The sequence below is a fragment of the Alteromonas sp. KUL49 genome, from assembly GCF_006538345.1.
GTDB lineage: Bacteria > Pseudomonadota > Gammaproteobacteria > Enterobacterales > Alteromonadaceae > Alteromonas.
This window is the reverse complement of sequence record NZ_BJKL01000012.1, coordinates 79,887-103,919: the sequence shown is the minus strand read 5'-3', so window position 1 is coordinate 103,919 and position 24,033 is coordinate 79,887. Positions and strand designations below refer to the sequence as shown.

At 43.7% G+C, this 24,033-nt stretch carries 23 protein-coding genes and 1 pseudogene; 9 read left to right on the top strand and 15 right to left on the bottom strand.

The window, feature by feature from the left end:
* Nucleotides 1–6: 6 nt before the first annotated feature.
* Genes sdhA through sdhC form a run of 3 tightly spaced genes read right to left on the bottom strand, consistent with a single transcriptional unit; the run spans nt 7 to nt 2,496 of the window.
* Nucleotides 7–1,779, bottom strand: a complete 1,773-nt coding sequence (gene sdhA, locus EYS00_RS17990) for a succinate dehydrogenase flavoprotein subunit (RefSeq protein WP_130639122.1) — start codon at nt 1,777–1,779, stop codon at nt 7–9.
* 1 nt (nt 1,780) lies between these two features.
* Nucleotides 1,781–2,128: a succinate dehydrogenase, hydrophobic membrane anchor protein gene (gene sdhD, locus EYS00_RS17985; RefSeq protein ID WP_130639120.1), complete on the bottom strand. Its 348-nt coding sequence runs from the start codon at nt 2,126–2,128 to the stop codon at nt 1,781–1,783.
* Entirely contained in the window at nt 2,122–2,496 is a 375-nt protein-coding gene (gene sdhC, locus EYS00_RS17980; RefSeq protein ID WP_130639118.1) for a succinate dehydrogenase, cytochrome b556 subunit, read from the bottom strand. The genes sdhD and sdhC overlap by 7 nt, the downstream gene beginning before the upstream one ends.
* 700 nt (nt 2,497–3,196) lie before the next feature.
* Between sdhC and EYS00_RS17975 the strand changes: the two genes are divergently transcribed.
* Together EYS00_RS17975 and EYS00_RS17970 are read left to right on the top strand one after the other, a co-directional pair.
* Nucleotides 3,197–4,480 (top strand): citrate synthase, encoded by a 1,284-nt coding sequence (locus EYS00_RS17975; RefSeq protein WP_130639116.1) that lies wholly within the window; start codon nt 3,197–3,199, stop codon nt 4,478–4,480.
* A 63-nt stretch (nt 4,481–4,543) separates the two neighbouring features.
* Nucleotides 4,544–4,969, top strand: a complete 426-nt coding sequence (locus tag EYS00_RS17970) for a DUF3429 domain-containing protein (RefSeq protein ID WP_130639114.1) — start codon at nt 4,544–4,546, stop codon at nt 4,967–4,969.
* Nucleotides 4,970–5,063: 94 nt separating this feature from the next.
* Here EYS00_RS17970 and EYS00_RS17965 read toward each other — a convergent pair whose 3' ends face one another.
* Entirely contained in the window at nt 5,064–6,521 is a 1,458-nt protein-coding gene (locus EYS00_RS17965) for a phosphomannomutase CpsG (protein ID WP_165399422.1), read from the bottom strand.
* A 180-nt stretch (nt 6,522–6,701) separates the two neighbouring features.
* Between EYS00_RS17965 and tcdA the strand changes: the two genes are divergently transcribed.
* Together tcdA and EYS00_RS17955 are read left to right on the top strand one after the other, a co-directional pair.
* Nucleotides 6,702–7,478, top strand: a complete 777-nt coding sequence (gene tcdA, locus EYS00_RS17960; RefSeq protein ID WP_130639112.1) for a tRNA cyclic N6-threonylcarbamoyladenosine(37) synthase TcdA — start codon at nt 6,702–6,704, stop codon at nt 7,476–7,478.
* Nucleotides 7,479–7,578: 100 nt separating this feature from the next.
* Complete coding sequence (locus tag EYS00_RS17955) at nt 7,579–7,986, top strand: hypothetical protein (protein ID WP_130639110.1); 408 nt, start codon at nt 7,579–7,581, stop codon at nt 7,984–7,986.
* A 17-nt stretch (nt 7,987–8,003) separates the two neighbouring features.
* Here EYS00_RS17955 and EYS00_RS17950 read toward each other — a convergent pair whose 3' ends face one another.
* Both EYS00_RS17950 and EYS00_RS17945 read right to left on the bottom strand, forming a co-directional pair.
* A complete protein-coding gene (locus tag EYS00_RS17950; RefSeq protein ID WP_130639108.1) occupies nt 8,004–8,468 on the bottom strand; it encodes a DUF2919 family protein in 465 nt (154 codons plus the stop codon).
* Between the two features lie 133 nt (nt 8,469–8,601).
* Nucleotides 8,602–9,255, bottom strand: coding sequence for a porin family protein (locus EYS00_RS17945; protein ID WP_130639106.1), 654 nt, complete (start codon nt 9,253–9,255; stop codon nt 8,602–8,604).
* A 141-nt stretch (nt 9,256–9,396) separates the two neighbouring features.
* On the opposite strand from EYS00_RS17945, the gene EYS00_RS17940 reads away from it, so the two are divergent.
* Both EYS00_RS17940 and rimO read left to right on the top strand, forming a co-directional pair.
* Entirely contained in the window at nt 9,397–10,209 is an 813-nt protein-coding gene (locus EYS00_RS17940; RefSeq protein ID WP_130639104.1) for a LytTR family DNA-binding domain-containing protein, read from the top strand.
* A 91-nt stretch (nt 10,210–10,300) separates the two neighbouring features.
* Nucleotides 10,301–11,740: a 30S ribosomal protein S12 methylthiotransferase RimO gene (gene rimO / locus EYS00_RS17935; protein ID WP_130639102.1), complete on the top strand. Its 1,440-nt coding sequence runs from the start codon at nt 10,301–10,303 to the stop codon at nt 11,738–11,740.
* 247 nt (nt 11,741–11,987) lie between these two features.
* On the opposite strand, the gene EYS00_RS17930 is transcribed toward rimO, so the two are convergent.
* The 6 genes from EYS00_RS17930 to EYS00_RS17905 all read right to left on the bottom strand — a co-directional run bounded on the left by EYS00_RS17930 (nt 11,988) and on the right by EYS00_RS17905 (nt 18,887).
* Nucleotides 11,988–12,647: an SDR family oxidoreductase gene (locus tag EYS00_RS17930; RefSeq protein ID WP_130639100.1), complete on the bottom strand. Its 660-nt coding sequence runs from the start codon at nt 12,645–12,647 to the stop codon at nt 11,988–11,990.
* Nucleotides 12,648–12,679: 32 nt separating this feature from the next.
* On the bottom strand, nt 12,680–13,429 hold the full coding sequence (gene kdsB, locus EYS00_RS17925; RefSeq protein ID WP_130639098.1) for a 3-deoxy-manno-octulosonate cytidylyltransferase: 750 nt from the start codon (nt 13,427–13,429) through the stop codon (nt 12,680–12,682).
* Between the two features lie 8 nt (nt 13,430–13,437).
* Nucleotides 13,438–13,632 carry a Trm112 family protein gene (locus tag EYS00_RS17920; RefSeq protein WP_130639097.1) on the bottom strand — a complete coding sequence of 65 codons (195 nt, stop codon included), beginning with the start codon at nt 13,630–13,632 and terminating at the stop codon, nt 13,438–13,440.
* 2 nt (nt 13,633–13,634) lie between these two features.
* A complete protein-coding gene (gene lpxK, locus EYS00_RS17915) occupies nt 13,635–14,639 on the bottom strand; it encodes a tetraacyldisaccharide 4'-kinase (RefSeq protein ID WP_130639096.1) in 1,005 nt (334 codons plus the stop codon).
* On the bottom strand, nt 14,640–16,292 hold the full coding sequence (gene msbA, locus EYS00_RS17910; RefSeq protein WP_242618823.1) for a lipid A export permease/ATP-binding protein MsbA: 1,653 nt from the start codon (nt 16,290–16,292) through the stop codon (nt 14,640–14,642). It abuts the gene before it with no gap.
* 165 nt (nt 16,293–16,457) lie between these two features.
* Nucleotides 16,458–18,887, bottom strand: a complete 2,430-nt coding sequence (locus EYS00_RS17905) for a DNA internalization-related competence protein ComEC/Rec2 (RefSeq protein WP_242618822.1) — start codon at nt 18,885–18,887, stop codon at nt 16,458–16,460.
* A gap of 42 nt (nt 18,888–18,929) precedes the next feature.
* Between EYS00_RS17905 and EYS00_RS17900 the strand changes: the two genes are divergently transcribed.
* Together EYS00_RS17900 and EYS00_RS17895 are read left to right on the top strand one after the other, a co-directional pair.
* Complete coding sequence (locus EYS00_RS17900; protein WP_130639093.1) at nt 18,930–19,457, top strand: DUF2062 domain-containing protein; 528 nt, start codon at nt 18,930–18,932, stop codon at nt 19,455–19,457.
* A gap of 73 nt (nt 19,458–19,530) precedes the next feature.
* Nucleotides 19,531–19,968 carry a BLUF domain-containing protein gene (locus EYS00_RS17895; protein ID WP_130639091.1) on the top strand — a complete coding sequence of 146 codons (438 nt, stop codon included), beginning with the start codon at nt 19,531–19,533 and terminating at the stop codon, nt 19,966–19,968.
* Nucleotides 19,969–19,977: 9 nt separating this feature from the next.
* On the opposite strand, the gene soxR is transcribed toward EYS00_RS17895, so the two are convergent.
* Complete coding sequence (gene soxR, locus EYS00_RS17890) at nt 19,978–20,424, bottom strand: redox-sensitive transcriptional activator SoxR (RefSeq protein ID WP_130639089.1); 447 nt, start codon at nt 20,422–20,424, stop codon at nt 19,978–19,980.
* 203 nt (nt 20,425–20,627) lie between these two features.
* Here soxR and EYS00_RS17885 point away from each other — a divergent pair, with 203 nt between their 5' ends.
* Nucleotides 20,628–21,128: a flavodoxin family protein gene (locus EYS00_RS17885; RefSeq protein ID WP_130639087.1), complete on the top strand. Its 501-nt coding sequence runs from the start codon at nt 20,628–20,630 to the stop codon at nt 21,126–21,128.
* A 52-nt stretch (nt 21,129–21,180) separates the two neighbouring features.
* Here EYS00_RS17885 and EYS00_RS17880 read toward each other — a convergent pair whose 3' ends face one another.
* Both EYS00_RS17880 and EYS00_RS17875 read right to left on the bottom strand, forming a co-directional pair.
* On the bottom strand, nt 21,181–21,885 hold the full coding sequence (locus EYS00_RS17880; protein ID WP_130639085.1) for a hypothetical protein: 705 nt from the start codon (nt 21,883–21,885) through the stop codon (nt 21,181–21,183).
* A 163-nt stretch (nt 21,886–22,048) separates the two neighbouring features.
* Nucleotides 22,049–23,979: pseudogene (locus tag EYS00_RS17875) on the bottom strand (BRCT domain-containing protein).
* Nucleotides 23,980–24,033 lie beyond the last annotated feature (54 nt).

Genomic DNA, 24,033 nt, shown 5'->3' with positions numbered 1-24,033 from the left:
TGCCCCTTAATATGAACGCACTTTAGGAGGGAAAGCTTCCCTGAGCTTAGGCGCCATATTTACATCACGTTTAAGCATAGTTTCAGACTCTGGACGATAGATACTGTGGCATAACCAGTTTTCATCATCGCGATCCGGGAAGTCGAAGCGGCTGTGTGCGCCACGGCTTTCAGTTCTGAAGTTCGCTGCTACTGCTGTGCTGTACGCGGTTTCCATTAGGTTATCAAGTTCTAAACATTCAATACGTTGAGTATTAAAATCAGAGCTCTTGTCGTCTAGGCGTGCGTTCTGTAGGCGCTCGCGGATTTCGCCAAGCTGCTTAAGACCTTCGGCCATAGCCTCACCTTCACGGAATACTGAGAAGTTAAGCTGCATGCATTCCTGCAAGTCTTTCTTAATTTGAACAGGGTCTTCGCCCTTGCCTTTTTCTGAATTTTCCCAGCGATTGAAACGAGCCATCGCTGCGTCAATGTCTGACTCAGACGCATCGCGAGATGGGCCCATTTCAGAAAGTGATTCACCAAGGTGTAGTCCAGTTGCACGACCGAATACAACCAAGTCAAGAAGTGAATTTCCACCTAAGCGGTTTGCTCCGTGTACAGATACACATGCGATCTCACCACAAGCAAACAAACCATTAACCACCTTGTCATTGCCGTCTGCATCTACAGTTAGACATTGACCGTCAACATTAGTTGGAATACCACCCATCATATAATGACAGGTTGGGATAACTGGAATAGGTTCTTTCACTGGATCAACGTGAGCAAAAGTACGTGAAAGCTCAAGAATACCTGGTAGACGAGACTCAAGTACGTCTTTTCCAAGGTGATCTAGTTTAAGCTTGATGTGCGGACCCCATGGACCATCGCAACCACGACCTTCGCGGATTTCGGTCATCATCGAGCGAGCAACAACGTCACGGCCTGCAAGGTCTTTGGCGTTTGGCGCGTAGCGCTCCATGAAACGCTCGCCGTCTTTATTGAGAAGATAACCACCTTCACCACGACAACCTTCTGTAACCAATGTACCCGCGCCTGCGATACCTGTTGGGTGGAACTGCCACATCTCCATATCTTGTACTGCGACACCAGCACGTAGTGCCATACCAACACCATCACCTGTGTTGATGTGCGCATTAGTGGTTGACGCATAGATTCGACCAGCACCGCCGGTTGCGAGCACAACAGCTTTCGACTTGAAGTACACGACTTCACCAGTCTCGATATCTATGGCAGTACAACCTACAACATCACCGTCTTGGTTTTTCACTAAGTCCAGTGCGTACCACTCTGAAAATACTTTGGTTTTGTTCTTTACGTTTTGCTGATAAAGCAAGTGAAGTAGCGCGTGGCCTGTACGGTCTGCAGCAGCTGCCGTACGAGCGCCCTGCTCTCCACCGAAGTTTTTTGACTGGCCACCGAAAGGACGCTGATAGATCTTTCCGTTTTCGAAGCGTGAGAATGGCAAACCCATGTTTTCCATTTCGATAATTGCTTCAGGGCCGGTTTTACACATGTACTCGATAGCGTCTTGGTCACCGATGTAATCAGAACCTTTAACTGTATCGTACATGTGCCATTCCCAGTTATCTTCGTGGGAATTACCTAATGCTACCGTGATACCACCCTGCGCTGAAACAGTGTGAGAACGGGTTGGAAATACTTTTGACAGTAGCGCACAGGACTTACCTGATTGTGAAATCTGAAGCGCGGCACGCATACCCGCGCCACCTGCACCAATAACTACTGCGTCAAACTCATGAACGGGTAAACTCATATTACACTCCCCACAATACAAACAGTCCAACAGCTACGTAGCCGAACGCAATAATGTTCAAAACATATTGCAAAACAGCGCGTAGACCTGCCGCCTTCACATAGTCAGTAAGGACTTGCCAAAGACCAATTCGCACGTGAATCATTACTGCGACAAGTGCAGCCAATGTGAAAACTTTCATTGCCAGTCCGGAGAAAAGCTCACTCCAAACGGTGTAGGTAATACTGTCGGTGGTAATAAAGAACCACGCCATGAAAAGAGAATAAGCGAGAATAATTAACGCGGTAGCGCGCAGAGAAACGTAATCTTGGACTCCGTTACGCTTGATGCTAGCTTCATTAGTTACCATAGTGCAACTCCCAATACTACTGTCAGTACAACCCATAGTGCGATAACAACCTGCGCGCTTACGTTGCCTGACTTCAACTCTTCAAAATGACCCATGTCCATAATGGCATGCCTTACGCCACCAAGAATGTGGTAAGTAAGTGCAGATGCGGTGCCGATAGCTATCAATTTTCCAATGATACCGTCCATTAGCATTTGAACATTAGCAAAACCTTCCGCAGACGAGACAGAAACTGCCCACGCCCAAATAACGAAAAGAAGTGCGAAGAACATTGCCACGCCGGTAACACGGTGGAGAATTGAAGAAATAGCAGAAGGCGGAAATTTAATAGTATTGAGTTCTAAATTTACTGGTCTTTGCTTTTTCACAATGTATGCCTGTTTAATCCGTAGGGATAATGAATTACTTACTATTTTTATGTCCTGAGTAAGTTAATTCGTTTATTACCTGTTAAGTGCCTCGTCCAATGAGATGTTAACTATTTGTGAATTATATTTTAATGCCATTAACAGAATAATTATTCCAGTTAAAAAGCAGCGCTGAGTATATCCAGCACAGTATACAATTACAATTTTTTGTGCGGCGATAAGACTTTAGTCTTTAGCGATATAACTAAGTATTGAAGACAATAAACGGCTAAATCTGCTGTGACGCCATCTCAATAACCACGACATCCAAAGGGCATCTGAGTGTAGCAGTACTGTTACAGAATAACTACGCTTTAGTCGCGTAAATTAAGGGCTTTTAATGCATTTTAAGCTTAACGCCCGAATAACAGTCTGATTTTTAACCCGCTCACATTTGAATTTGGTAATAACTTATTCTGCCATTTGGTAACAAAATTGGCAAACAATTGGTAATATATATTAAATTCACACTGAGTGAGTGATCTTTTTTGTTAAAAATCACAAATATCACTGTGTAAAATTTAGAATATTTATTGTGCATATATGCAATTAAATTGACTTATAGGTGCATAATAAAGTACAAATACGCCACTTTTCCCAACGAGACGGTCAATTCTAGCCGTTTTCGCTGCAAACAGTATCATTCTGAGGAGAGCATTTTATGGCAGATCAGAAAGCCATTCTTAAAGCTGGTGATAAGGAAATCGAACTTCCTATATTGTCTGGCACAGAAGGACAAGACGTAATCGATGTACGCACACTTGGCCAACACGGTTACTTCACTTATGACCCTGGCTTTATGGCGACTGGATCTTGCGAGTCGGCAATTACCTACATTGACGGTGCTGAGGGTGTGTTACTTCACCGCGGTTTCCCTATCGAAGAATTAGCACGTGACGCTGATTACTTAGAAGTTTGCTACATGCTGCTTCATGGCGATGCACCGACTCAAGAACAATATGAAGAGTTCAAGTCTACAATCACTCGTCACACCATGGTCCACGAACAAATTAATATGTTCTTCCACGGTTTCCGTAATGACGCTCACCCAATGGCAATGCTTTGCGGCACCGTTGGTGCTATGTCATCTTTCTACCACAGTGATCTTGACGTTTCTAACGAAGCTCAGCGCAAGCGCAGTGCTCACCGCCTTATTGCGAAAATGCCGACGCTGGTAGCTATGTGCTACAAATATAACATCGGTCAGCCGTTCGTTTATCCACGTAACGACTTAAGCTACGCGGCGAACTTTTTGAACATGATGTTCTCTGTACCTGCTGAAGAGTACAAGATCAGCCCCGCTGTTGAGCGAGCAATGGATCGTATATTTACGCTTCACGCTGACCATGAGCAAAATGCTTCAACATCAACCGTTCGCTTAGCGGGATCTTCTGGTGCAAACCCTTATGCGTGCATCGCAGCTGGTGTTGCTTCTTTGTGGGGCCCTGCTCACGGTGGTGCTAACGAAGCATGCCTAACAATGCTCGAGGAAATCGGCTCGGTTGATCGTATCCCAGAGTTTATTAATCGTGCGAAAGACAAAGCTGACCCATTCCGCCTAATGGGCTTCGGTCACCGTGTATACAAAAACCACGACCCGCGCGCAACAGTAATGCGTGAAAGCTGTCACGAAGTGCTAGCAGAACTTAACGTTCAAGATCCGCTTCTTGACGTTGCAATGGAATTAGAGCGTATTGCACTAAGCGACCCGTATTTTGCTGAGAAGAAACTCTTCCCGAACGTTGATTTCTACTCTGGTATCGTGCTCAAAGCGATTGGTATTCCAACAAACATGTTTACGTGTATATTTGCCTTGTCTCGTACCGTGGGTTGGATATCACACTGGCACGAAATGATGAGCGATCCGAAGCAAAAAATCGGTCGTCCTCGTCAGCTTTACACCGGTGAAAGCCAGCGTAAATACGAGCCAATCAACAAGAAGTAATCCCCGTTGCTAAACAAACAGTATAAATAGCGCCCCTCGGCGCTATTTTTTTAAGGAAAACATATGCCCTACTCTGCGGTGATTCTTGGTTTAGCTGGACTCATACCCTTTGTGGCTATGCCTCTTGCATATATATTCAATTGGCTTCCTATCAGCGAATCTGCACGTTATTTTACTGCGTATTCTGCAGTTTTATTATCGTTCTTCGGTGGTATATATTGGTGGGATGCCATAAGTAAGCAAGACTATGGCACAAAAATGTATGTTGGAATGCTACCAACCATTATTGGGTGGTTATGTTTAGTGTTTGCAGGCGACGTGAAAGTATTAGGTATATTATCTGCGACTTATGTCGCTGTTCTTTTTTATGATAAATACGCGCTCTCGTTGCCCAAATCACAAATCGTAAGTTACATAAGTTTAAGAATGTTGCTCACCAGTGTGGTGGTCATTACCCACGCTTGGATGATATTTCTCGTTGCAGGTTAACATCAAAGCTTAAAAAGCATCTCAATATCAAACAAACACTTAAAACAAAAGGCCCACTACATTGGTAGTGAGCCTTTCAAGCGTCTAGGCTATTTTATTCATCGCGAATGGCTGCAAGTAACTCAGCAGTTTTTTCTTCCATCAATGGAATATCGTTTTTAGTCTCAACGTTTAGACGAATTACAGGCTCGGTATTTGATTTGCGCAAATTAAAGCGCCAGTTTCCAAATTCCAAACCCAAACCGTCTGTGGTATCGATGACTTCAGCCATTGGCTCGTATTTAGCTTTAACACGGGCCAACGCAGCATCTGCATCCTTTAGTTTACTGTTTATCTCGCCCGAAGATGGGAAGGCTTTAATACGTTCAGATACCATATCGGCCAACGGCATTTTCTTGGTACATACTAGCTCAGCGATCAATAACCAAGGGATCATGCCCGAATCGCAATACGCGAAGTCGCGGAAATAGTGATGTGCACTCATTTCACCGCCATATACGGCATCTTCTTTACGCATACGCTCTTTGATAAATGCATGACCTGTCTTTGATTTAATCGGCGTACCACCAGCACGTGCTACGATGTCTTCAGTATTCCAATACACACGTGGATCATAAATCACTTTGCAGTCATTGTTTTTTTCAATAAACGCTTCGGCGAGCAATCCTACGATGTAATATCCTTCAATGAATTCGCCATCTGCGTCGAACAAAAAACAGCGATCGAAATCACCGTCCCAAGCAATACCAAAATCAGCACCATGGGCTTTAACAGCTTCGGCTGTATCTGCACGATTTTCTGGCAATAATGGGTTCGGAATGCCATTAGGAAAAGTACCATCAGGTTGGTGATGCACTTTGATGAACTCGACGGGAATACTGCTCTTCTTGAAAGCATTTTCCATGGCATCAACCACATGGCCAGCAGCGCCATTCCCCGCGTTAACAACGAGTTTAAGCGGAGTTAGGTTGGCAGTATCGATATAAGAGAGAATATGTGAGATATACTCGGGCATGCAACTTTGTTCATTGTACTGCCCAGTACCTTCAAGTTTAGATGATTCGACATGAGCTTTACCATTGTAAAACGCCTCAGCATCAATGCTCTGCTCGTTACAATAATGTGCCAGACGTTCCGCAACCCATTTATTATCCAACTGTTCAGCGTTAGCTTTTATAGCAAACAATCCAGTGTCACCGCTAATCGGTACTGAACCTGCTTTAACTAATTTCATGCCGTTGTAGTTTTTCGGGTTGTGACTAGCAGTGACTTCTATCCCGCCGTCTACACCAAGATGCTTAGTGGCAAAATATATCTCTTCTGTGCCCGCCATACCGATATCTGTAACTGTAGCACCGCCATCGATAAGCCCCGCACTCAGCGCTAACTTTAAAGGCACTGACGTTAATCTAACATCACTGCCTACCACTACGGTTTTTGCCGACAGCTCTTTAGCGAAAGCATACCCAATACGATATGCAATAGACTCATCCAGCTGACTGTTTAGCTCACCACGAATATCGTAAGCTTTAAAGCAATCAATACTTATCATTAATGTGTATTCCTTTAAAATTCGTATTGCCACGCGTCCTTAAGGGTAAAATTCGCGCGAAATGTGTTTTTATATTTTGGGTGGTATGGTATTCGAGGCGCAAAGAACTTGCAATCTTATGGGGGTCTGGGATGATGCGCGTCTTTGACATCAACACGTTACTTCAGAGAATCAAAAGGTATGAGTGATAACCCTCGTTTCGGCGGAATTCAACGACTCTATGGCGCCCACGCGATGGAAAAGTTACAACAGAGTCATGTGGCTGTCGCCGGAATTGGAGGTGTGGGGAGTTGGTGCGCAGAGGCCTTAGCTCGCTCGGGTGTTGGAACTGTAACACTTATTGACCTTGATGATGTTTGCATAACCAATACCAATAGACAGATACACGCAACTGAGAAGACTATCGGCGAGCCCAAAGTAGATGCAATGGCTCAACGAATAAAACAAATTAACCCAGACTGTATCGTGCATTGTATCGAAGACTTTGTCCTACCAGAAAACGTTACCTCATTGATTACACCGGAATTTGATGCCGTTGTAGATGCCACTGACAGCATAAAAGCGAAAGCTGCAATGGTAGCGCATTGTAAGCGCAATAAAATTCGAATAGTCACTATTGGTGGTGCTGGAGGGCAGATTGACCCGACTCAAATTACTCGTGGAGATTTGGCTAAAACGACACAAGATCCCCTCGCTGCCAAACTACGAAGTGAACTTCGTAGATTTCATAACTTTAGTAAAAACCCCAAAAGACGCTTTGGGGTTGAATGTATATACTCATTAGAGCAACTTCGTTATCCCCAGCCTGATGGCAGTGTATGCTATAACAAATCTGCGATGGAAAATGGCACCAGGCTGGATTGCGCAGGTGGATTTGGCGCAAGTATGGCAGTAACGGCCACCTTTGGCATGTTTGCCGCAGCGTCAATTATCAATAAACTCACTGACGCTAATTAGACAATTTACATAGCCTTGCGTAGTATTGTAGGCAATGAATGTTAATTAATTGAATTCAATTGCTTAGCGCTATTGTATCACACCATAAAAAGGACCCCTCATGACCCCTTCTGAACTTAAGACGTTGATGAGTGAATGTGCTAACGATGCCGTTGAAGCTGCTAAGCAAGAATTCAATATTGAGTTAGATCACTCGGCAGAGAGCGTCACTTTAGTCGACGACATTCTGTTGAGTTTTGTAGACAAATATCATGATCAAGTGCTTGAGAATGAAGCTGTATTTACCATCTGTAATATCTTCGGTGCTTATATCGGAGAAATTTGCAGAGAGACCTTAGGTGGTGAATGGCTTTACGACCAAAGTAACCCAGATGCTCCCTATGTTTTATTGGTCATAGGCGCTAATTCTTACGCCTTTGCAGGTATTTGTTACGAGCGCCTAGTGAACGATAGCCAAGTCAGCGTAAAATCCTACTTCGATAACGCGCTGTCTAATCACCGCCAATAGTAATTAAATCTTTTTAGTCAAAGCGTTAACCAGTCACTTTTCATGTAGCGTATGTGACGGCTCTTGAGAACAACATAAATGCATAGTGCGGCGCCTACAATACGAATGGCGCTCACCCACTCAAAGTCCCAATGTGCCATAGACAAGTGGTACAGCTGAGCAGTCATTAGTCCTGCAGCCCCTAAAACCACGAAAGGGATAACAGCAGACGACCACTTTAGCCACGACTTTTTCCAAAGGCGTTCTCGCTGACTCACCAAAAGTAGAGACATTAAGATTGGCATAGAGGTCAGTAACGACACTATCAAACCTGAACGGTTCGGATAAAAAAACGACAATAGCTCGGTAGTGTGCTCTCGAGACGCTAGAGAAAAAACAAACACCAACCAATCAATACACAAAAAACCACAAAGCCAATAAAACCATTTAGGTGGAAGTATTCGGCCTGATTCATCGTAGCAATTTAGGGGCAATTTGAGCATGATTAAGAAATTTTTAAGCGGCTGCTTTGTATATCGGGGTGAGTTGTGAAAATTAAACTGAAAACGATAATTTAATGAAAAACACACTTAGCTTTTGAGCTTTGTGTGTTTTCATTCATTCGTAAGTTACTTACTAAAATTTGTACACCAAACCCAATTGCAATGTAATCGGCTCGTAGTCTAAACCACTAATAGCTCCCACCGTGGTTTCTCCACTAAGTTCAACATCACTCAGACTTAGATAGCGTGCTTCAAATTGTGCGCTCCAAGTATCACTCATGTGGTAGTTAACGCCAAGCATGGCTTGATAACCGATATCACTATCTCCCGAATAGGACAGTTCGTTGCCATTTGACTCCAAGTCAATATCGATCTCTTGAACCCACACTACCCCTGCACCTACATATGGCTTCCAACGTTGATTGACGTCAAATTGATAGAGCCCATTTAGGAAGAAGGTATTAGACGCATAGTTCCCCTCGGGATAAATCATATTACTTGCTATCAATGTTTCTGAGCTGTTGGTTCGATATTCCCAGCCGAGTTCTACACCAACATTTTCGTTGTAGTAAAATCCTGTACTCAAGCCAGCGTTAAATCCTTCACCCAACTTAACATCTGTACTCCCAGATACCATTTCAATGTTTTCAGCTTTCCCTGCAACATCAGACATACTACTCAGTCCAACATAGGGCTTGATGTACCACCCTTCAGCAAAACATGACATTGATGCCACCAATGAAACCGTTAATAGAAGCTTGATACCCATGTGATTTAGTTTTTTCATTTAGAATATACTCGTAGTTAAAAGTACTTCTCTATACGCAGCGGATTTTATTAAAGCGTTATTTATTAGACTTTTATGTACGAACTGGCATCATAATGTACGAATGGGCAACCCAATACATCAGTGGGCTTTATAATATTCATGAACAGTCACTTTCCTTTAGGTGATATCAACCCAATTAAGTATTTTTATCTGGTTGCATCGGTAACCGGAGTGCTATTTGCACTTATTGCACCAGTAGAGAACATTCCCTTTTTGTTGCACATATTCAACTGGCAACTACAAGCATTTATACCCATTTCACTGATTATTGTTGCGCATATCTCGCTATTGAAAACACAAGTATTCTGCAAGCAACATCAGTGGATTCAGCTATTGGTGTCGGGTATTACTGGCAGTATTGCCTTCGCTCCTGTGGCACTTACGATTGATATTTTTATTGTCGGTGAGGGCTTCCCAGCAGATTTTTGGTATGAATTAGGTGATGAGGCTGCCGCGGTAATACCTCCCGTAACGGTATTTTGGATGTTGATCAATCTACCTTGGCTCGTCGGCTTGGAATACCAGAAGAAGGCTAGTAATGATCCAGAAATTCAAACGCCGAAAGATGAGTCAAAAAACCGCTTACACCAACTACCAGCGTTTTTGATGAATACACCCATAACAACGCTCTCTGATGTGATGAGTCTGTCAGCTCAATTACATTATTTAGAGGTAGCGACGAGAGATAAAAAGCATCTTGTTTTGTATTCTCTCGCTACGGCAATTGACGAGCTGCCTGACGACTTAGGCATTCAAACACACCGCTCTCATTGGGTGGCTACTCAATATATTGCTGATATCAAGAAACTTGGCCGTCAAGGGGAAGCGATTTTAACGAATAACACTGCCATACCGATTAGTCGGGCAAAATTTAACGATGTTTATCGTGCTTTCGTCCAATTAGACGACTAAGTTTACCTAGTGCAGATGCAGCAGCATTTCTGTATAATCCGCACCCGCGAAATTACACCAGCTCATTTATTACGTAGGATTTATTAGCGCCATGGCTGTTGAAACATTTGATCCAAACCAAACTACCACAATGGAAACACCCAGCAAGGTGTTAGAGCAGCAGTCAAAGGAACTCAATACTAGTAGCAGTAACGGGACCAGAATAGGTTTTGTATCCTTAGGCTGCCCCAAAAATCTCGTTGACTCCGAGCGTATTCTTACCCAGCTTAGAACTGAAGGTTATGACGTGGTGCCTACGTACAATGACGCCGATCTCGTTATTGTTAACACCTGCGGATTCATCGATGCTGCCGTGCAAGAGTCTTTAGATACCATTGGTGAGGCACTAAAAGAGAACGGTAAAGTGATCGTTACCGGCTGCCTGGGTATTAAAGAAGATGAAATTCGCGAAGTACACCCCAATGTACTCGCAATAACAGGCCCTCACGCCTACGAGAGCGTTGTAGAGCAAGTACACAGCCATTTGCCTAAACCTCAGCATAATCCTTTTGAACACTTAATTCCCGACCATGGTGTAAAACTTACGCCTCGTCATTACGCATACTTGAAAATATCTGAAGGCTGCAACCACAGATGTACTTTCTGCATTATCCCCTCAATGCGTGGCGACCTAGTGAGCCGTCCAGTCGGAGAAATTTTAGATGAAGCCAAACGATTACAAGCGGCTGGTGTAAAAGAATTACTTGTCATATCCCAAGACACCAGTGCGTTTGGCGTGGATGTTAAACACCGCACTGGCTTCTGGAATGGCATGCCAGTAAAAGCGCACATGCAGCAACTATGTGAAAAGCTTGGTGAGATGGGCATATGGGTACGCCTACACTATGTATACCCTTACCCGCACGTAGATGACCTTATCCCGTTGATGAATGAAGGCAAGGTGCTGCCTTACTTAGATATTCCGTTTCAGCACGCGAATAAACGTATTCTGCGATTAATGAAACGCCCCGGTAGCGCCGATAGAACCCTTGAGCGCATCAAAAAATGGCGTGAAATCTGCCCCACTCTGATTATTCGCTCAACCTTTATCGTTGGCTTTCCTGGTGAGACAGAAGAAGAGTTTGAGGAACTACTCGACTTCATACGTGAAGCTCAGTTAGATAGGGTTGGTGCATTTGCGTACTCTCCGGTTGAAGGAGCTCGAGCCAATGATTTGCCTGATCCGGTACCAGAAGACATAAAGCAAGAACGACTCGCTCGTTTTATGCAAGTGCAAGGTGAAATTAGCGCTGCGCGATTAAAAGCCCGTATTGGCAACGAGTATCAAGTAGTGATTGATAGCGTAGACAGCGAAGGGGCCGTAGGCCGTACTTACGCCGATGCACCAGAAGTTGACGGTGTTGTTCACCTCAATGGCGTATACGACGTTAAACCCGGTGACAGGGTTTGGGCTGAAGTGATTCACGCTAACGAACATGATGTGTGGGCCGTACTTAGCGAAGAACAAGATGACTCCGAAGAACAACAGTAAAGAATCAAAAAATTGTTGTCGACTTATGCCAATGGCTAGGCTAGCGCGATTGGTTTTAGAGATGTGAGGGTAGACAATGACTGTTTACAGCCGTCTGAGGCATGGATGCCGAAGCCGAGCCCACACGGACGTGTTCACGGCGTGCGGTAAAGAGTCGTTGCCTACCCTCACTGGGATGCCGACAAAATCACTTGATAAAAGATGATAGGCACAGGTCGACAACGACCTTTTTCAGTCAGTTACAAAACTACCAAGGAAGCAATTCGCCATTGGAGTGAACAAAACTTCCTGTGTTCTTGAGTGTTAGTTCATCGATACGAGATACTAAGCGACTTGCGGATGTATCGGCATCAATATCACCATTTCCGTTTACCATATCAGTTTGTACAAAACCTGGGTGGAATAACCCCACAGCGATACCTTTTGGTTTGAGGTCGTTCGCTAATGATACTCCGACCGCGTTAAGCGCAGCTTTTGACATTCTATAGCCATAGTAGCCGCCAGATGTGTTGTCTTCCATTGATCCCATTCGACTGGTGATCATGGCAATTTTTGCGTTAGTTGCTAATGCTGGGAGTAAAATTTGCGTTACTAACAGTGGCCCTAGCGCATTGACTCGAAATTGATAATCAATAGTATTTGGGTCCCAGTCTTCGACGCCTTCCCTACCTAGAACCCCTGCATTGTTTATTAAAAGGTCTATCTTAGTACTCAAGAGTGGCATTAACGTATCGGCCAACATATCAGGATTAGAAACGTCAACGCCTTTCACTACAGTCACGGGCAACTTGTTGAGGTCATCGCATGCATTTCTACAGGTTACAAAAACTTTCGCCCCTCTTGCCAAATATTGCTTTGCGAGGGCCAACCCAATTCCACGATTACCACCTGTAATCACAACATTCATAGTGATTCCTTCAATCCAGTAAGTTGATCATCTTAGTCTAGCGTGCTGAGCAGTCGCTCAAGGTCTTCAGGCGTATCGATTCCGATAGGTGGCTGGCCTTTGGCTTGCTCACAATGAATTTTATCGCCGTACCAAAGGGCACGAAGCTGTTCCAATGACTCTATATGTTCAAGTTGGCTTGGTGCATAGGCCACATACTGTTTTACATATCGAGCGTGGTAAGCATAGATACCAATATGCCGTTGGTACAGTGCAATATCCGCTTCTTTCGCGCCATCCATCATTTTGTCTCTGTCAAATGGGATAGTAGATCGAGAAAAATACAGTGCATGCTGTTGGGCGTTAGTCACAACTTTAACAATATTTGGATTAAAAACGTCTTCAACCTCTAGAATAGGCGTAGACAAGGTTGCCATCGCACTCTCGCTGCAACGCTCTAGGTTTGTCGCTACCTGTCGAATGTTCTCTGCAGGAATGAAAGGTTCATCACCTTGGACGTTCACAATGATGGTATCGTCGTTCAGGTTTTCATTCTGAATAACTTCAGCGATGCGTTCGGTACCCGACTGGTGAGATGCTGAAGTCATACACACCGAAGTAAATTTTGATGCTATGTCAGCTATTCTCGTATCATCAGTTGCAACGATAACGCGCTGGGCACCTGCTTCGTTGGCGCGGTTAACCACATGTTGAATCATGGGTTTACCTTGAATACTGGCTAATGGTTTGCCGGGAAAACGAGTAGATCCAAATCGTGCTGGGATGACTACGGTAAATGCCATAACTCCCCCTACCGACTCGCTTCGACTTCTTCTAATGATAAACTTCTCGCTTTGGCTTCGATAAGTACGGGAATTCCTTCATCAATAGTAAAGGCTAACCTATCGAACCGACACAACAACTCTGTTCTGTCACTATTTAGTACAAGCTTTCCTTTACATACCGGGCAGGCAATTACATCGAGTAGTTTGTTATCAAATGCCATTTCTATTCCTTAACCTCATTGGCCGAAAACGCCAATAAATTATCTATGTGTTCGTAAAATTCTGGAGCTATTGTTGCGGTCACTGGCAAATACCAACAATCCTCGTGAGCAAAATCTGTCACCTTTACCGCATCTTTTTCAGTCATGAGCACAGTACCAGAAGGTATATCACTCGGTTCAAAACTATGGTGGTCAACAAAGGGGATCGCTTGCTTAATGGTTAAGCCCATCGATTTGAGCGTGTCAAAAAAGCGTTGAGGATAACCAATACCCGCGATAGCGGAAAGAGTCCCACCAACAAAGCTGTCAACACTTTTCACCCGTTCTGGACACGCCACCGAGACAAACTCATTTCCCTCGAGTACCATTCCGAATTCTTTAGTACGGGGGGAGATTTCCTCAAAAACTGATGACGTATTGTGAATAATCGCATCGACTGTATCCAATCGCCAACGCCCTTCTCTCAGAGGACCCATTGGCAGCAATAGTCCACTGCCTAAACGCCGTTCATCCATCACCACTATTTCAACATCTCGTTGAAGTGCATAGTGCTGCATTCCGTCGTCACAAATAATGATGTCGCACCCCAATTCAGAAGCCAGAAACTCTGCTCCTCTTGCTCTTACTGGGTCCACAACTACCGTAACGTTTGCTCTAGATTTTAATAACTTTGGTTCGTCCCCGACTTCACTCGCAGGTGTCGCTAATGTCACTTCTTTAGGATAACTTGGCGATTTTCCGCCGTAGCCACGACTTAAAATCCCCACATCCAAACCTTTGTTTTGATAATAGGATGCTAGTGCGAGCACCACAGGTGTTTTACCATTACCGCCTACCGAAATATTACCAACAACGATGACCTTCGCACTACAACTAGTACTCTTTAACACTCCTGCTTTGTATAGCTTTCGCCTGAGCGTTGACAGCAGGTAAAACAACAAGGTTAGCGGGGCTACAAGGTAAAAGCCAACATGACCGCGATACCAGGCGCGCAGAAATGAATCCACCTAACTTTCTCCAAATTGCAACGCGTGCAACTGAGCGTATTGTCCACCTTGTTGAAGAAGTTCTTCGTGCTTTCCCTGCTCAATAATACGACCTTGATCTACGACCATGATTTTGTCTGCACTCTCAATGGTCGATAGTCTATGTGCGACGACCAAGCTAGTACATCGTTGCTGCAATGTTTCTAAGGCATCTTGGATGAGCTTTTCTGACTCGGTATCAAGCGCCGAAGTAGCCTCATCGAGGATCAGAATAGGCGCGTCAGAGACAATGGCGCGAGCAATCGCTATGCGCTGGCGCTGCCCACCCGACAGCATTAGCCCGTTTTCACCGATGACAGTGTCTAAACCATTGGGTAGCTGATCTAGAAATTCATCAACATGTGCTATTTTAACTGCTTGAGCGAGTGCTTCTTCAGTGACTTTGGTTTTTGCCCCGTAAGCGATATTGTTCGCTATGGTGTCGTTAAACAAAGTGACATGCTGAGATACCACGGCAATCTGTTCTCTGAGCGATTTCAAACCAATGGTGTTTAGTGCTTTATCATCTAGTCTTACTTCACCACTATCAGGGCGATAGAAACGGGTTAACAAGGAAGAAATCGTCGATTTACCACTCCCTGAACGACCGACTAATGCGACGGTTTGTCCAGGCTGCGCCACAAACGAAACATTGGATAACGCAGGAGTATTCTTCCCTGCATAGGTAAAAGTAACGTCGCTAAACTCTATCTTGCCTTTGGCTCTGTCAATAGTAACTGCACCGTCGTCAACTTCGTTATGCTGGTCTAGAATGTCAAAAATACTGGTGCATGCTGCCATGCCTTTTTGAAATTCGTTGTTGATAGTAGTGAGCTGTTTTAAGGGTTTCAGCAACATCACCATACAAAACACTACATTGATGAACACACCAGCACTCAAGCTTTCAAGCATGGTTGGATTGCTCGCTATAAATAGCACCACGGCCAATGCTATGGAGGCAATGACTTGAATAGAGGACACACTCAATATTTGTGTTACTGATAGCTTCATGGTTTGTTGTCGGTTGTGGTTGTTTTTCTTGGCAAAGCGCGCTTGCTCTTTGTCTTGACCGCCAAACATAATGACAACTTTATGTCCCTTCACTGCCTGCTCTACAGCAGAGGTAAGGTTACCCATGGCTTGTTGAATATTGCGACTGACATGTCTAAAACGTTTACTCACTAACGACACAATCACAGCAACCAAAGGGCCAATCAACAAAAAGATCAACGACAGCTGCCAAGAGTAGTAAAACATTACTGCAAGCAAGCCAACCACCAGAGCCCCCTCTCTTACCAAGGTGAGTAAGGCTTTACCTGAAGCATTGGCAACTTGTTCTGTATCGTAAGTTACTTTACTTATGAGGCTACCCACAGAGTGAGTGTCGTGGAATGAGACAGGTAAATGAATGTACTTATCGAATAACTGTTGTCGCATTTTCATGACGACTTGCGCACCAATCCAGTTAAGCGTGTACGAGCCTAAAAAGTTGAAAAAACCTCGCAATAAAAACAATGGAACAATAGCGTATGCAGCCAATCTCAGATAATCGTGATCGTTGTTCCCAAGAGACTCATCAATCATAGGTTGAAGTTGAGCAAAGACGAACGTATCTACTGCAGAATAGCCAATCATGCCAATGACGGCGATGAAAAAAGGGAACTTGAAATCGCGGAGGTAACGAAAAAACGTTTTACCTGTGTCGCCGACGTATCGGTTTGTTGCATTGAAATTGATTAACCTGTTAATGCTAGTAATTAATTTTCGGGCTTATTGTAGCGCAAATGTGGCAACGATGGATTACTTTTTCAAGTCACCAAGAGATAAATGACGTGGCGCAAGAGCTCTTAAATACCAGCGCGGTAATAAGTCATTGCGTAACGTCTCTATGCTATAGCTTTGTGGTTTAAAAGACACCCGAATATATCCAGACTCACTCATTAGATACTGTTTCACATCATTTTGTTGGAAGGTCTCTACTACATTTTGGTGAGGGAATTGCCATCTATTTTCATAACCTTGCGTATGAATTACCGCGTCAGGAGCAACTCGCTTCACCCAAATATTGGTGGAAGAAGTAGAACTACCATGATGAGCTGAGAGCATAACGTTGGCTCTAACATTAACCTTTCTAGTGAGGATTGCATATTCGCTTGTTTTTCCAATGTCGCCTGGAAAAAGTACGCTATGGTTACCGTCAGATATATGCACTACACACGATGAGGCGTTGTCGTTGTCTCGGTTCTGCGGTAATGGCCATAAAAAACGGATTGTAAGGCCGTTCCATTGGATTTCACGCCCCTGTTCGCAACCATTGACTGGTGATATCCACCTTGATGTGTAATGGTGTGAATCAAACCATTCCCTTAAAAAATCACTGCCTCCAGAATGATCTAAATCATCATGACTGACAATCACATAATCCATTTTGTTTATATTTAACCTGTCAAATAGTGTGGGAATGATGTTAGCTATGACTGGGTTTTGGTTATACGACGGCCCTGTATCGACCAGAATTGCTTGACTGCCTCGATTAACAACGACAGCCGTTCCCTGCCCTACGTCTAGCACATGGATATACCAGTTCGTCGGTGCGCTAGGTAAATCTATTGCGGCAAAGGGTGCAAGTAACGGTAATGCCACCCACCATCGTCGCAGGTTTGGCATTAATACAATCACAACTAAGAAAGCAATTAAACTTAAAAGCGGTGGTGTAAAAGTAGCGATTGAAAATGAGTTGCCTTCTACGTCAGACAAATACTGTAAGAATGTCATAACGTGTGTCACCCCCCAATTTAGCAAACTCATAGCATCAGAAAAAAGGCCACTCAGAGCTGTTTCCCTCAACCAATAAAATGTGAGAAACACGAATAAACCTAGGGGAAGAAACAAGGTAACAAGTGGAACAACCACCAAATTAGCGATAATGGAGTAAACACTAAACGTACCAAACCAAAGTAGCGTAATTGGCACAATCATCACACTGAGCGCCAACTGAAGTATCACCAGACTAATCAACCAATTAAAACGACGCAACGCAAAGCGCCAATATAATAGCCACACTAAGAAAACCGCGATAACACTCAGGTATAAGCTACTATCGAGCACCGACAGTGGGTTCATAGTTATGCAAAACCCCAGCATGACTACGCCTATTTGATGAGGTCTCCATGTTGCGCGTGCAAAAGCCAACATCACCGCGATAAGCAACAAACACCATGCACGAATAACAGGTATACCTAACCCACTAAGCCAGGCGTAAGCACCTGATGTTAGAACGACAACGATGAAAATGTTGGTTTTTGAAAGGGAGGACTCAACAATTGGAAACCTAAGGAATCGAAAAAGCACCAAAAAAACTCCACATAGAAGTCCAATGCCCATCGCCACTATTCCCAAATGCATACCAGAAATGCTAAATACATGTGACGTGCCGGTTTTTTGAAGCACACTCCAGTGTTCAGGTGTTAGATATTGTCGGTTGCCCAGTAGCAAGGCTTGAAAAATCGCATTCTCACTTAAATCCAAGTCGTCGAGAAAACGGGAAATGCGTGTTCGATGACCCCAAGTACCTTCTAGAGGTTCAGTATCGCGGCGTTTTATATAACCGGTAGCCACAATTCCCTTGCTCGCGTAAAAGCGCTGACCACTAAAACCAACAGGATTTGCAGTGGCATAAGAGGGTTTTATTCGCACTAACGCCTCAATAGTATCCCCCGGCTGGAAACAATGCAGCGATGTGGACTCACTTACCGAGAGCTTCCACTGTTTTTCAGCAATAAGATCGTCCAAAACAAAGTTTCCCACTACATAGCGATGGAAAAAGCGAGATACCTCACCATCAATTTCGCCAAGCTTTCTTTGCTGAAAATCACATTGACTGGATATTACCTGTCCAGTCAATGTGACATCTTGTTGAATTTTGCTCGAAGGGAGTTGCCAAGACAGGTAGCTATACCCTACACTCGCGACCTGTAATGCGCCGCATAGCAAGCCAATCGTGAATAATAGAGTTGAGGTGAAAAACCACTTTCTCCGTACACAACTCCAACGAAGGCAGATGTTCTGATTAAACAGCAATAATATGCAAAGTGTCGCAATTGAGTAACGTAAGATTTGTGGACATGGTAAGCTAGGCCAGAAATAAGCACTAAGACAGCTTAAACAATAGCCGTAGCAAAAGACGATGAACAGTCTGGCAGCGAGGTTAATTTTCTGCGAGTCTGCCATGATTGACATCAGCCATTAGAGATTGGTTTAGAAACACTATTTATGCCAAAGAAGTTTATTAGACGGGTCCTTCCAGACCATCAAAAAGTCAAAAATAACAAGTTGCTGCGTGTTTTTGGTAAGGTACTTCACGAACCTAACCTATGGCATTTAAATCGTCGTTCTGCAGCAGGAGCCTTCGGTATTGGACTGTTTTTCGCATTCTGGCCAGTCCCTTTTCAAATGTGGCTTTCCGCCGCAGTAGCAATACCCTTTCGCGCTAATTTGCCAGTATCGGTAGCAACAGTTTGGATAACAAATCCATTTACAATTCCTCCGATATTTTACGGCGCCTACAAAGTAGGAACCACTGTACTAGGGTCCACGCCGAGGCATTTTGAATTTCAATTTAGTTGGCATTGGGTCGTGGAAAGTTTAACTACCATAGGCCCAGCATTTCTTGTTGGCTGTGCGATTTGCTCAATTGTTTTTAGTGCACTTGGCTATATCTCTTTAAATTGGCTCTGGCGTTTACAAGTCAAACGAGCGTGGGATAAAAGAAGACTATCGCGCCTGAGAGCACAACAGTAAGCAACAATTTTTGTGCAATGTAGTATAGCGTGACTATAGTTATGTGAAGTTTAAATAAATCATCACATAAAGAATGGCCTCGACAAGTAACCAACATCATCTCACCCAACTCATCTATGTAAGTAAGCGCAGCAGTGCTGTTGACGATTCAGAAGCTCGATCCATTCTAGAGATATCTCGCAAAAATAATGACAAGTGCGGAATAAAAGGGGTGTTATTAGTACTACCTGAATACTTTTTTCAGGTCGTTGAAGGCCCCTCTAAAAACATAAGTGAGTTAATGACTCGTGTTGAAAACGACACAAGACATAGCGAATTGAGGATACTTTCAAACAAGGTATTGAGCGACTATGAGTTTGGAGTATGGTCTATGGTCAACGTGGACATTAATACAGAGAACTCTGACAGTTTTGTTGTACTCGACAGATTAGCGAAAGCCAAATCCCCCACCGAAGGACAACTCAAGGGTATGTACTTTATTTTTAAAGGTCTATCTCAGCCTACGTACTGATTCACAGTTTTACTCGCCTGAATTGTCCAAGAAAACTGGCCCAGTGTGTTGTTGTCCGACTCTATCGCCTGGGTTATATATTGGACACACGTCCATAGACAAACATCCACACCCAATACAACCCGTCATACTGTCTTTTAACCGTGTCAGCTTATCGATTCTAAGCGTTAACGCTGCTTGCCAAGACATCGCCATTCGTTCCCAATCATTCTTGTTTGGTGTTCTATTATTGGGTAAAGCAGATAGTGCTTCTTTGATTTCGTCTAGCGTAATTCCCATTTTTTGGGCCGCTTTGATAATTGATACCCTGCGCAATACATCAGGTTTGTAACGGCGCTGATTGCCCTGATTACGCAAGCTTTTTATCAACCCTTTTTGTTCATAAAAATGTAGGGTCGATACCTTAACACCGCATCGTTCTGCCACTCTACCAACACTTAATTCTCTGTCACCCATAAATATTCCTGAAAAAAGCCCTTTACCTCAAGTTAACTTGAGGTTTTATGATGTATTTGAAACTATCAAAAAGGACGAAAGATATGCAACAAGAAAATATGGCTAGTAGAAATCGAGAGTTAGAAATTCAACGTAGACCTTTCGTGGTCATGCTTATCAATATCTTTAACCACACGATGAGCAACAAATAGGAGAATGTAATCATGCCAAACAATTTAGTGTTATTCAGTAGCGCACGAGAACAAGGGAATACACGCAGGTTACTTAATGCAATTGAAAAGCAAACACCACTCGACGTTGTTTATTTAAATGCGCTCAACCTGCTTCCGTATGACTACGACTATAAGAACACAAATGATGACTTTCAGCGTGTTCTCGATAGAATGTTACGCTGTGACAACTTAATTTTCGCTTCTCCGATCTACTGGTACTCTCCAACATCACAAATGAAAACTCTCTTGGACAGATTTACCGACTTTTTAGATATTCCCAGCCTGAAAGAAAAAGGAAAGCTTTTAAGAAATAAGACGGCCTATCTGGTTACAACCTCCAGCCAAATATCAATAGATGCCACTTTTGTGAGTATTTTTGAACGGACATTCGATTATCTGGGTATTAAGTATGGTGGCGCGCTTCATTGTCAGCAAAGTTTCATTGAGCATGAGACTCTGAATATAGAGATGTTTGCCAGACAAATTTCATAATCCTGTGGGCACATGTAATCATGCGCCCAGTCGATTATCTAAACTATAAACATTAACAGCTTCTTCTGATAAAGATGCCAAGTAGTGCCGCAAAAATCATAGTAAACGTTGCTGGTGTAGGTACTTGAGCGACAGTAATAACATCTGAAATAGCATAAACATGATACGACTCAGTGCGTGGTCGTACATTTCTTTCGACCCAATAACCAGTCGTGTTGTTAGTTAAACCAAATTCAACCAGACCGCCATACCCCGCAAAGACATCGGAGCCACGGTCAGTTGCCGTCCACACCCATGCGCTAATTGTTGAGCCTGTCTCTGTGATATTAATAAAGTTATCGACAGAACCGTCCCATAAATCAGCGTTGTCGTCTGCTACGATCGTAGTGCCGTCAAGAAGGTATATAGGTGCACTCTCGTGCGACGCATTTGTCTCATTAGTCTCAGTATTGTCTTTTGCACTAACAGTAGGCGTACTCCAAACTGCATTCCACGTGGTATTCAATGCGACTAATTGTGCTTGAGTATTGGCAATACTTGTCACAAAGCTATTCATACGAGTACGAGACGACTCTTGTCCCCAATCACTCGCAGTAGTGGTCAGTGACGTGACGAACATAAGACGATATGAATCACCAGCGGCGATCCCAGTAGGTAATGTGACAATAGAGGCTGACGCTTTTGCTGCGTAAGCTAGGGTAAGTAATAAGGTTACTAAAAAAGCAAAGGTGGTTTTGTTGGGTTGGTTAAACTTCATTGTTTACTCTCACTTCAGTGTGTTAAAATCCCGTTAATGGAATTCCTCAACCCCCCACTATAGAGTATAAATTTCGTTCTAAGCAAGTGCATTTTGATGATGACTCAACCTGCGCAGGTTAAACCTTTTTAACGTCATCAAAACGCACCACTCTCTCAATTCATTAGGCGATTAACTGCAAATAATCCTGCTCAGAAATCACTTCGACGCCTTTGGCTAGCGCTGCAGTAATTTTTGTTTCTCCTACTTTTTCACCAGCTACTAGGTAATCAGTTTTGCCGGTAACCGATTTCGCAACCTTAGCACCGAGCGCTTTCGCCTGTTTTTCCATGTCACCACGAGAGCCTTGCACCATACTACCCGTGAAAACAACGGTTTTACCTGCAATAGGTGAGTCGCCCTCGCCTTGCTCTGAAAGTTTAGTAGTGGCTGCCAGATTAAAACCCAGCTCATACACTTTGAAAAACTCTTCTTTGATGTTTTTAAGGCCTTCTACAATAGCTTCTGCACTAATCTGTGCGAAGCCGTCAATTTGCACCATTTGCTCTACCGAAATATCAAATAGCGCCGGTAAATCATGATGTTGAAGTAACTTTTCACAATTCCCTCCACCCAAGCGGCTTACGCCAAATGCGGATAAAAATCGCCAATCCTCTATTTCAATTTCTTTACTTGCAATAAGTTGGTCAAACAAGTTCTGTGATGTTTTGTCACCAAAGCCGAAGCTTACAAACTCACTCACTTGGATGTTATATATCTCGTGAATGTGCCGAATACCATTCTGACTCAGTTTTTCAATAACCTTTGGACCAAAACCGTCGTTGTTACCCAAAGTTTTAAAAAAGTGAATCAAGGTATTTTCGGTCTGCGCTGGGCAATCACTTTTATTGGGGCACATTAGGTGATCGGCTTCCCAAATTAGATGGGACTCGCAACTCGGGCAGTTTTCTGGCAGTTTTGGCTCCGCTTCTTTTACCACTTTTTCTATCTTGGGAATCACCAAGCCACTGCGTACAAGCTGAACAATTGCTCCTGGCCCAACGCCATTACTTTTAACCATATTGTAATGGTGCACGGTAACACGGCTAATGGTTGCTCCACTTAATTTGGTGGGTACCAGCTCCGCCACAGGTGATACTCTGCCTGTGCGGGAAGTTTGCGGAATAACGTCTACCACTTCAACATCAGCAGTTTCATCATTCACTTTAAACGCAATTTGCCACTTATGGTGATGTCGAGTGGCGCCCATGTGTGCTTTTATAGCGTCTTGAGTCGTCTCCAAAATTACGCCATCTATGTCAAAATCCACCGCATTCCAAATGCGTTCAACAATGTTGTCAAAGTCAGCGAGAATTTCTGAATAATGACCAGTCCAGTTCTCGATAGCTGAGAATGGGTAAAAGACACAAGCGCCGTCTTCAATAGCTTTCTTTACATTTTTGTCTACTTTTTTCTCAGCAATGATAGCCGCTTGAATGTTCCGTGAATTTTCGAAGTGCTCACTAAGCACCTCATCAAAGTAGCTTTTTTAATTACAATTTCACCAGCGCCTAACCCTCGCCCCGCATTATTGGCAACCTGTAACCCTCTCTCAAACGCTCGTGTAATATCTTGACCACGAACACCATCACCACGGGTATAAAGACGGGTTCCATCATCATATGCTGCGTACCCATCTAACTTAGGTGTTACGCGAATTTCTATTTCGCCGTCGTCCACGTCGATTTCCGATGCTGCTTTTTTAAGACGGTTGATCCAGCGACCTATTTCTTCAAAGGAATATGCTTTATCGGTGGATAACATCTTTTGTGGAAGTGCAACAGTTTTGCTATCGACCACCAATTCAGGTTCAACGCTATTCACAAACGGGTGACTCGGTTCCAAGTCAATCAGAGACTGTCTAATGGCGTCGTACTTCTGGTCATCAATGACTGGAAACCCAGCTCTGTAAAGTCCATTAGTAACTTCTAAGAGCGCTACTAACTCGTCAACAATCGTGGGTAGAGTAACCAGTACAGATGAAAGTGATTCAGGTGTAAACCCAAACTTTTCGATAATGCTAAGTTGGGTTGAATTGAAATGAAAGTCAGACATGTAGGCGTGATGAACCGAGTAAAAATTATTGCTTAAGTAATTTTACCCTATTCC